Genomic DNA, 9,987 nt, shown 5'->3' on the forward strand with positions numbered 1-9,987 from the left:
CCGTGAGAGCGGTGGGGTGATCCGCTGTGTGGGCGGGTGGGTGGTCGGCCGTGAGAGCGGTGGGGTGATCCGCTGTGTGGGCGGGTGGGTGGTCGGTCGTGAGACCGGTGGGGTGATCCGCTGTGTGGGCCGGTGGGTGGTCGGTCGTGAGGGTGGTCGGGTGATCCGCTGCGCGGGGCGGTGGGTGGCCGGAGGGGTGGTCGGCTGGGCGGCCGGGTGGGTGATCGGCTGTGTGGTCGGGTGGGTGACTGGCCGCGTGGTCGGGTGGATGGTCGCTGGGATGGAGGTGCGGAGGTGATCGATCGAACGGTGGCCGTCCGGCGGCCGTCGCTGTTCCGCCGAGTCGCCGGCGAGAACTCGACGGTGCGCAGGCTGGATGCCCTGATGCTGGTCGCGGTGGCCGGGCTGTGCGTGATCGGCACGCTGCTCGTCTGGTCGTCCACCAGGACCTGGGCCCCGGGCTCGACGGGGCTGGTGAAGAAGCACGTCTTCAACGAGATGATCGGGATCATCCTGTGCGCGATCGTGGCGACGGTCGACCATCGGGCGATGCGCGCGTACGCGCCGCTGGTGTTCCTGGTGTCGCTGATAGGGCTGGGGTTGGTCATCACGCCGCTGGGCGCGACGATCAACGGGTCGCACTCGTGGATCCTGCTCGGCGGCGGGTTCGCGGTGCAGCCGTCGGAGTTCGCCAAGGTCGGGCTGCTGCTGATCATCGCGATGCTGCTCGCGCAGCCGGCCGAGGGCAGTGATCGGCCGCGCGCGCTGGACATATGGCTGGCGCTCCTCGCCTCGGGGGTCACGATGGGGCTGGTGATGCTCCAGCCGGACCTCGGGACGGCGCTGGTGCTGGCGGTGATCACGGCCGCTGGTCTGATCATCGCGGGGGTGCGCAAGCGATGGATCGCGGCGCTGACGCTGGTGGCGGCCGGCGGGGTGTTCTCGGTGTTCTACTTCCAGCTGCTCGAGCCGTACCAGGTGGCTCGATTTACGGCGTTCGTCGATCCGAGCGTCGATCCGCGCGGGGTGGGCTACAACAGCACGCAGTCGATGATCGCGATCGGCTCCGGGCAGCTCCTGGGAAAGGGGCTGCTGGGCGGCGGGCAGACGACCGGGCGGTTCGTGCCCGAGCAGCACACCGACTTCATCTTCACGGTGGCGGGGGAGGAGTTCGGGTTCCTCGGGTCGGTCACGGTGGTGCTGCTGCTCGGGGTGGTGCTGCTGCGCGGGCTGAAGATCGCCAGGCAGTGCGACGACAGGTTCGGGACGCTGGTAGCGGGCACGATCGTGTGCTGGTTCGCGTTCCAGACGTTCATCAATGTGGGCATGACGATCGGGATCATGCCGATCACGGGGCTGCCGCTGCCGTTCGTGTCATATGGCGGTACGGCCACGTTCGCGAATCTCATTGCGATTGGGCTTCTCCAAGCCATCAGGGTGCGAAGACAGTCGTTTAATTAGAGACATGTTCTTGGCCTATTGCGATGAGTGCGAGGAGCGCTTTCTGCTGCCCGCGAACCATGTCGTCGGCGTGCACAATCTGGCGAGCGGCGTGATCGCCGTCGAGCTGACCTGCTACGAAGGGCACCGCCTCCTGGTGCTCATCGGCAACGACATCGACATCCCTGGACCTGCCACCGTCTGAGCGCCGCTACTCTGGACCGTATGTCTGTCGAGTCGGTGTTCCCCCGCCTGGAAGCGCTACTGCCCAAGGTGCAGAAGCCCATCCAGTACGTCGGGGGTGAGCTCAACTCGACCGTCAAGGACTGGGACTCCGCCGACGTGCGGTGGGCGCTGATGTACCCGGACGCCTACGAGGTCGGGCTGCCCAACCAGGGTGTGGCGATCCTCTACGAGATCCTCAACGAGCTGCCCGCCACGCTGGCCGAGCGCACCTACGCGGTGTGGCCGGATCTCGAGGCGCTCATGCGGGCCGAGGGCGTCCCGCAGTTCACCGTCGACGCGCACCGGCCGGTGCGCGCCTTCGACGTGTTCGGCGTGTCCTTCTCGACCGAGCTGGGCTACACCAACATGCTCAACGCGCTCGATCTGGCGGGCATCCCGCTGATGGCCGTGGACCGGGGCGAGGACGATCCGATCGTGCTCGCCGGCGGCCACGCGGCCTTCAACCCGGAGCCGATCGCCGACTTCCTCGACGCGGCCGTGCTCGGCGACGGAGAGCAGATCTCCATCGCCATCTCCGAGGTCATCCGCGAGTGGAAGGCCGAGGGCAGACCCGGCGGGCGGGACGAGCTGCTCATGCGGCTCGCCGAGTCCGGCGGGGTATATATCCCGAAATTTTACGATGTGGACTACCACCCGGACGGTCGCATCAAGCGCGTCGCCCCCAACAGGGCCGACGTGCCGTGGCGGGTGCACAAGCACACCGTGATGGACCTCGACGAGTGGCCCTACCCGAAGAAGCCGCTGGTCCCGCTGGCCGAGACCGTGCACGAGCGGTTCAGCGTGGAGATCTTCCGCGGCTGCACCCGTGGCTGCAGGTTCTGCCAGGCGGGAATGATCACGCGCCCGGTGCGGGAGCGCTCGATCACCACCATCGGCGCGATGGTCGAAAACGGCATCAAGGAGTCCGGCTTCAACGAGGTCGGCCTGCTGTCGCTGTCATCGGCCGACCACTCCGAGATCGGTGAGGTCGCCAAGGGCCTGGCCGACCGCTACGAGGGCACCAACACCTCGCTCTCGCTGCCGTCCACCAGGGTCGACGCGTTCAACATCGACCTGGCCAACGAGTTCTCCAGGAACGGCAGGCGTTCCGGCCTGACGTTCGCGCCGGAGGGCGGCTCCGAGCGCATGCGCAAGGTGATCAACAAGATGGTCACCGAGGAAGACCTGATCCGCACCGTCACCACGGCCTATTCGCAGGGGTGGCGGCAGGTCAAGCTCTACTTCATGTGCGGCCTGCCCACCGAGCAGGACGAGGACGTGCTGGGCATCGCCGACCTGGCCAAGAAGGTCATCCAGGCGGGCCGCGAGGCGACCGGCAGCCGCGACATCCGCTGCACGGTCTCCATCGGCGGCTTCGTGCCCAAGCCGCACACGCCCTTCCAGTGGGCCGGACAGGCCGACCACGAGACCGTCGACCGACGGCTCAAGCAGCTGCGCGACTCGCTCAGAGGCGACAAGCAGTACGGCAGAGCCATCGGCTTCCGCTACCACGACGGCAAGCCCTCGATCGTGGAGGGCCTGCTCTCGCGCGGCGACCGCCGGGTCGGCGCCGTGATCCGGGGCGTCTGGGAGGACGGCGGCAGGTTCGACGGCTGGAGCGAGCACTTCTCGTACGAGCGCTGGATGGCGGCCGCCGAGAAGGCGGGCGTCGACGTCGACTGGTACACCACGCGCGAGCGGGCGGAGAACGAGGTCCTGCCATGGGACCACCTCGACGCCGGGCTCGACCGTGAGTGGCTCTGGCAGGACTGGCAGGAGGCCGTCTCCGGCGGCGAGGTCGAAGACTGTCGCTGGACTCCTTGCTACGACTGCGGCGTCTGCCCGACGATGGGCACGGAAATTCAGATCGGCCCCACGGGGCGAAAACTCCTTCCTCTTACGGTGGTCTAGCGCGCTCAGTGGGCAGCCGGTGCCTCGGCGTACACGTACACGCGCCAGGGCGGCTTATCCTGAGACGAAGGAACTCTTACAAGGGAAGGACGACAAGCTCTGAAACCTGTTCCCGAAGGGCCTCCGCCCGCGCCCACGGTGCAGCGCCTTCGCGTGCGCTACGCCAAGCGCGGTCGCCTGCGCTTCACCAGCCACCGCGACATTTCGCGGGCCGTTGAGAGAGCGGTTCGCCGTGCCGGCATACCGGTGGCCTACAGCGCAGGTTTCTCGCCCCACCCGAAGATCTCCTACGCGGGCGCGGCGCCGACCGGTGTCGCCAGCGAAGCCGAATATCTCGAGATCGGTGTCACCACGCCGTGCGATCCCGAGCAGGTGAGACAGGACCTGGACGGGTCGCTGCCGCCTGGGCTCGATGTGCTCGACGTTGTGACAGCGGGCCCGGGTGGGCTGGCTGACCGCTTGGAGGTCTCCGACTGGGAGGTGCGGTTGCCCGGTGCCGATCGCGAGCTCGCCGAGGTGGCGGCGGAGAAGTTTCTCGCGGCAGGCGCTGTGGAGGTCGAACGCCTCACCAAGAAGGGCCCCCGTCGCTTCGACGCGCGGGAGGCCGTCCTGGGGCTCACGGTGTCCGAGGGAACAGACAGAACTGCAGCTCAGGTGCTCGGAGGGCCGTGTGTCATACTGCGCATGGTTGTTCGGCACATGACGCCTGCCGTTCGACCCGACGATGTGCTCACAGGGCTGCGCCTTGTGGCCGACTTCGCGCCGCCGGTTCCCCCCGAGGTGACCAGGCTGGCGCAGGGGCCGCTCGACGTCAGCACTGGTGCGCTTGCCGATCCGCTCGACCTGGACCGCGACACCACGCGCGGCGGCGAGGCGGGACCGGCGAGTGAGCACGTCGCCGGTTGAGGAGGTGCCCCGCGCGAGCGAGGCACGACCGCTGACAGGACTTGGCGCCGACACCCCCACCTTGGGGGCGTCGGCGGACAACGAGACACGAGGGCTCCTGCGCGGCGCGGCGACGCGCCCGGGAGCTGACGGGAGAGCGCCCGCATGCTCGAGAACGAGCCCAACGCCGGGGCCATTGGCCCTGACGGGGAGACAATTGAACAGCCAGAGGTGACCCCACGTCGCCGCTCCGCCAGCCGCCCGGCGGGTCCGCCGCCGGAGCCGGAGGAGCCTGTCCACGTTCCGGTCACCACTGCGGCAGCGCAGACCGCGCCGTCGGTGGCTGACGTACAACCGGTGCAGAGCACCGCCGCGCAGCGCGCGGCGGGAGAGCCCGCGCCCGAGATCCGCACGCCCGCGCCGGAGGCCGCTGCGGCGACCGCGCCGGAGAGCCCGGTCGAGGCGGCCGTGGCCGAGACCGTTGCCGAGGCCGTCGCGGAGGAGAAGCCCAAGAGGACCACGCGGACCCGGTCCACCGCCACGACGACGCGGCGCCGTACGACGAAGAAGGCCGCCGAGGCCGAAGCCGAGGCGGCCCCCGTGGTGGAGGAGCCGCCCGCTGAGGCCGCCGAGCCGGTGAGGCGGCGCAGGACGCGCAAGAAGGTGGAAGAGCCCGTCGAGGAGGCCGTCGCAGGCGCCGTGGGGGCGGTGGCCGACTCCGAGAAGGCCGCCGCGAGCGAGGGCCCGGCCGGCAAGGCCGCGACGACGACGCCGACCGCCGAGGCGGCGCCCGCCGGTGGTGCGCAGGCCGAGGCAGAGCGTGCCGGTGATGTCCAGGCGGCCGAGGATGAGGACATCCTTGAGATCCTGCCCGACAACGAGCCGCTCGACGACGAGCCCGCGGGCGAGGACCTCGACGAGGAGCCCGCACGGTCGAGCCTGCTGTCCGACCCGTTCGGGTTCGCCGCGCGCACGCCGGCCGAGCCCGGCACCGCGTTCCAGCGGCCGGCGGCCATCTTCGCGCCGCTGTTCCAGGCGCCCGACCCCAGCCAGGCCAAGCCCGCCGTCACCCGGCGGGCCGAGGCGCCGCAGCCCGCTCCCGAGCCCGAGGAGGTCGAGGAGCCGGTCGACGAGTCCGCGGTAGAGGACGAGACCGACCTCGACACCTCCGACGAGCAGGAGGAGGAAGAGGGCGCGGGCCGTCGCCGCCGTCGCAGGCGGGGCGGCCGGGGCCGCGGCAAGTCGCGCGAGCGTGACGAGGGTGAGGAAGGCGACGAGCAGGACGAGGAGGCCGAGGAGGAGCAGGCCGAGGAGGGCGCCGCTCACGACGACGAGTCCGGGACCTCGCGCCGCCGCCGTCGCCGTCGCCGCCGGGGCTCCGAGGAGGGCGCCGAGCCGGCCAGCGACGACCCGCCGAACACGGTGGTGCGCATCCGCGCGCCGCGTGCGGGCCGCAGCAGCGGGCTGGAAACCGCGACCGACGGCGTGCAGAGCGTGCGCGGCTCCACCCGCCTCGAGGCCAAGAAGCAGCGCCGCCGCGAGGGGCGCGAGCTGGGCCGCAGGCGTCCGCCGATCATCACGGAGTCGGAGTTCCTGGCCCGCCGCGAGTCCGTCGACCGGATGATGGTGGTGCGCCGCCAGGGCGACCGTACGCAGATCGCGGTCCTGGAGGACGGCGTGCTCGTCGAGCACTACGTCAACCGCGAGGCCAGCCAGTCCTACGTCGGCAACGTCTACCTCGGCAAGGTCCAGAACGTGCTGCCCTCGATGGAGGCGGCGTTCGTGGACATCGGCAAGGGCCGCAACGCCGTCCTGTACGCCGGTGAGGTCAACTTCGACACCGCCGGGCTGGAGGGCCAGCCCAAGCGCATCGAGGCGGCGCTGAAGTCGGGCCAGTCGGTGCTCGTACAGGTCACGAAGGACCCGATCGGGCACAAGGGCGCCCGGCTCACGTCCCAGATCAGCCTGCCCGGGCGATACCTCGTCTACGTGCCGGACGGGTCGATGACCGGCATCAGCCGCAAGCTGCCCGACAAGGAGCGCACACGGCTCAAGAGCATCCTGAAGAAGGTCATGCCGGAGAACGCCGGCGTGATCGTGCGTACCGCCGCGGAGGGCGCCTCCGAGGACGAGCTGGCGCGTGACGTGGCCCGCCTGTCCGCCCAGTGGGAGAGCATCCAGAAGAAGGCCAAGTCGGCCAGCCCGCCCGAGCTGCTGTCCGCCGAGCCCGATCTCACGATCCGGGTCGTGCGCGACGTCTTCAACGAGGACTTCACCTCGCTGATCGTGCAGGGCGCCGACGCCTGGGACACGGTGGACGACTACGTCAAGTACGTCGCGCCGCACCTGGGCGAGCGCCTGGCGCGGTGGGACGGCGACCAGGGTGACGTGTTCGAGCACTACCGGATCGACGAGCAGCTCGGCAAGGCGCTCGAGCGCAAGGTCTGGCTGCCCAGCGGCGGCTCGCTGGTGATCGACCGTACCGAGGCGATGACCGTCGTCGACGTCAACACCGGCAAGTTCACCGGGCAGGGCGGCAACCTCGAGGAGACCGTCACCCGCAACAACCTCGAGGCGGCCGAGGAGATCGTGCGCCAGCTCAGGCTGCGCGACATCGGCGGCATCATCGTGATCGACTTCATCGACATGGTGCTGGAGTCCAACCGCGACCTGGTGCTGCGGCGGCTGCTGGAGTGCCTGGCCCGCGACAGGACCAAGCACCAGGTGGCCGAGGTCACCTCGCTGGGCCTGGTCCAGATGACGCGTAAGCGGGTCGGACAGGGGCTGCTGGAGGCCTTCTCCACGCCGTGCGAGTGCTGCAACGGGCGTGGCCTGCTCGTCTCCACGGAGCCGGTCGAGCCCAAGCCCGAGCCGCGCGGCACGCAGGGGAAGATGGCCATCGAGAAGGCGGTCTCCGACAAGGTTTCCGCGGCCAAGGACACCTCGAGCCGTGATACGGTGACCGGTGCGCTTGAAGACGTCCCGGCTGAGGACGACCAGGCCAGCCAGACTTCCGGCAGAGGGCGGCGACGCTCGCGCCGAGCCAAGTCGTCCGAGTAGTTCTCGGCAGGCTTCCGACGTTCCGTCCGGTTCGCCTAGGGGACCGTTAATCCGGTACCCTGGTGTATCGGTGCGTCAGGTGACGTGCCCTGTTGGCGCGCTTACTCGGTTCGTCGGTTTGAGACAGGCCGAATGACAGGCGCAGCATTCGGCGGCCACCTCTCGATGAGGCGGCTGATGTACGAGACAACAGTGAGTCAGAAGGGTTCCGCGGTGTACGCGATCGTTCGTTGCGGCGGCAGGCAGCAGAAGGTCTCCGTCGGTGACGTCCTCGAGGTGGACAAGGTCGCCGGCGAGGTCGGCTCTTCGGTTTCGCTGCCGACGGTGCTCGTCGTCAACGACGGCGATGTGACCACGGAGGCGGGCAAGTTCACGGTCAACGCCGAGATCCTCGGCGAGACCAAGGGCCCGAAGATCCGGATCCTCAAGTACAAGAACAAGACCGGTTACAAGAAGCGCCAGGGTCACCGTCAGCGGTACACCCAGGTGAAGATCACCGGTATCGAGCAGGCCTGAACGGGAGTTTGAGAGATGGCACACAAGAAGGGCGCGTCGTCCACCCGGAACGGTCGTGACTCCAACGCTCAGCGCCTGGGCGTCAAGCGCTTCGGCGGCCAGCTGGTCAACGCGGGCGAGATCATCGTCCGTCAGCGTGGCACCCACTTCCACCCCGGCGACAACGTGGGGCGTGGCGGCGACGACACGCTGTTCGCGCTGGCGGCCGGGCACGTGCAGTTCGGTGTCAAGCGCGGCCGGCGGGCCGTGAGCATCGTTCCCGTCGCGGAGTAGGGGTTCTTCCTCTCCGTAGACCTTGGGTTTTCTTGCCAAAGGGGTGGATCGCGGTGTCGATCCGCCCCTTTGCTTTTGGCTGACTTTCCGCCGGTGGGCGGTTTGTGTGGAGGAGTGCAGAGTGCCGGACTTTGTGGACCAGGTGGTCCTTCATATCGGTGCCGGTGACGGGGGAAACGGGTGCGCCTCCATCCACCGGGAGAAGTTCAAGCCGCTCGGCGGCCCCGACGGCGGCAACGGCGGCCGGGGCGGTGACGTCGTCCTCGAGGTCGACCCCAACACGGCGACGCTGCTCGAATACCACCGCCGGCCGCACCGCAAGGCCGAGAACGGCAAGCAGGGGCAGGGCTCCAACCGGGACGGAGCCAACGGGACGGACGTGATCCTTCCGGTGCCCAACGGCACCGTCGTGAAGAACGCCTCCACGGGTGAGGTGCTGGTCGACCTCGTGGGCGTCGGCACGCGGTACGTCATCGCCGAGGGCGGGCACGGCGGCCTGGGGAACGCCGCCCTCGCCACGACCAGGCGGAAGGCGCCCGGGTTCGCGCTGCTCGGGGAGCCCGGGGACGCGCTCGACGTCATGCTGGAGCTCAAGAGCGTGGCGGACGTGGCGCTGGTCGGGTTCCCGAGCGCCGGCAAGTCCTCGCTGATCGCCGCCCTGAGCGCGGCCAAGCCCAAGATCGCGGACTATCCGTTCACGACCCTGATCCCCAACCTGGGGGTGGTGACCGCCGGGGAGACCGTGTTCACCGTCGCCGACGTGCCCGGTCTGATCCCCGGGGCCTCGCAGGGGAAGGGGCTCGGGCACGAGTTCCTGCGCCACGTCGAGCGGTGCGACATGCTCGTGCACGTCATCGACTGCGCCACCATGGAGCCCGGACGCGACCCGATCACGGACTACGAGGTCATCGAGTCGGAGCTGCACGCGTACGGGAAGCTGGAGGACCGGCCCCGGCTGGTCGTGCTGAACAAGGCGGACGTGCCCGACGCGCGGGAGCTGGCCGAGCTGGTCAGGCCCGAGTTCGAGGCGCGGGGGCTGCGGGTGTTCACGATCTCCGCCGCCACCCATGACGGGCTGCGGGAGCTCACGTACGCGATGGGCGAGTGGGTCGCCGCGGCCAGGGCCCAGAAGCCGGTCGAGGAGCCCACCAGGCTGGTCATCAGGCCCAAGCAGCTCGGCGAGACCGGGTTCCGGGTGCGGCGGGTCAACGAGAACCTGTTCCAGATCACCGGCGAGAAGCCGGAGCGGTGGATCAGGCAGACGGACTTCACCAATGACGAGGCCGTGGGCTACCTCGCCGACCGGCTCGAACGGCTCGGCGTGGAGGCGGAGCTGGCCAAGGCCGGCGCCACCGCCGGCGCCGAGGTGGTCATCGGGTCGATGGAGGGCGGCTACGTCTTCGACTGGCAGCCCACGCTCAGCGCCGAGTCCGTACGGCAGGGCCCGCGAGGGTCCGACAACCGCTTCTGACAGGAGCGCGTACGGCAGGGCCCGCGAGGGTCCGACAACCGCTTCTGACAGGAGCGCCGCGGGCGCAGGACGCCTTCGGCGTCGATGACCTGAGCGCCGGGCCGGCCGGCGTTGACCGTCCCTGAACTGCGGCGCGGGGGTGGGGGCCGTGGAGGTGGCCGCCGTCATGCGCCGGGCCGCCCGAGTGGCGGGCAGGTCGCCGGCCC

Annotated in this window: 8 protein-coding genes; all 8 read left to right on the plus strand. The window is 69.7% G+C overall.

Annotation, left to right across the window (positions count from 1 at the left end; genetic code table 11):
* Positions 1-294 precede the first annotated feature (294 nt).
* The 8 genes from rodA to obgE all read left to right on the plus strand — a co-directional run bounded on the left by rodA (position 295) and on the right by obgE (position 9,781).
* Positions 295-1,461, plus strand: coding sequence for a rod shape-determining protein RodA (gene rodA, locus ACWDX9_RS45055; protein ID WP_350740732.1), 1,167 nt, complete (start codon positions 295-297; stop codon positions 1,459-1,461).
* Positions 1,462-1,465: 4 nt separating this feature from the next.
* On the plus strand, positions 1,466-1,645 hold the full coding sequence (locus ACWDX9_RS45060) for a hypothetical protein (RefSeq protein WP_350740730.1): 180 nt from the start codon (positions 1,466-1,468) through the stop codon (positions 1,643-1,645).
* Between the two features lie 20 nt (positions 1,646-1,665).
* A complete protein-coding gene (locus ACWDX9_RS45065) occupies positions 1,666-3,576 on the plus strand; it encodes a TIGR03960 family B12-binding radical SAM protein (protein WP_449966143.1) in 1,911 nt (636 codons plus the stop codon).
* A gap of 153 nt (positions 3,577-3,729) precedes the next feature.
* On the plus strand, positions 3,730-4,482 hold the full coding sequence (locus ACWDX9_RS45070) for a TIGR03936 family radical SAM-associated protein (RefSeq protein ID WP_350740726.1): 753 nt from the start codon (positions 3,730-3,732) through the stop codon (positions 4,480-4,482).
* A gap of 144 nt (positions 4,483-4,626) precedes the next feature.
* Positions 4,627-7,521, plus strand: coding sequence for an Rne/Rng family ribonuclease (locus ACWDX9_RS45075; RefSeq protein ID WP_449966146.1), 2,895 nt, complete (start codon positions 4,627-4,629; stop codon positions 7,519-7,521).
* 213 nt (positions 7,522-7,734) lie between these two features.
* Positions 7,735-8,037 carry a 50S ribosomal protein L21 gene (rplU, locus tag ACWDX9_RS45080; protein WP_080046162.1) on the plus strand — a complete coding sequence of 101 codons (303 nt, stop codon included), beginning with the start codon at positions 7,735-7,737 and terminating at the stop codon, positions 8,035-8,037.
* Between the two features lie 15 nt (positions 8,038-8,052).
* Positions 8,053-8,310, plus strand: coding sequence for a 50S ribosomal protein L27 (rpmA, locus tag ACWDX9_RS45085; RefSeq protein ID WP_012893687.1), 258 nt, complete (start codon positions 8,053-8,055; stop codon positions 8,308-8,310).
* Between the two features lie 121 nt (positions 8,311-8,431).
* Complete coding sequence (gene obgE / locus ACWDX9_RS45090) at positions 8,432-9,781, plus strand: GTPase ObgE (RefSeq protein WP_449966148.1); 1,350 nt, start codon at positions 8,432-8,434, stop codon at positions 9,779-9,781.
* The last annotated feature ends 206 nt before the right edge of the window (positions 9,782-9,987 follow it).

Source organism: Nonomuraea sp. NPDC003201 (genome assembly GCF_053590415.1).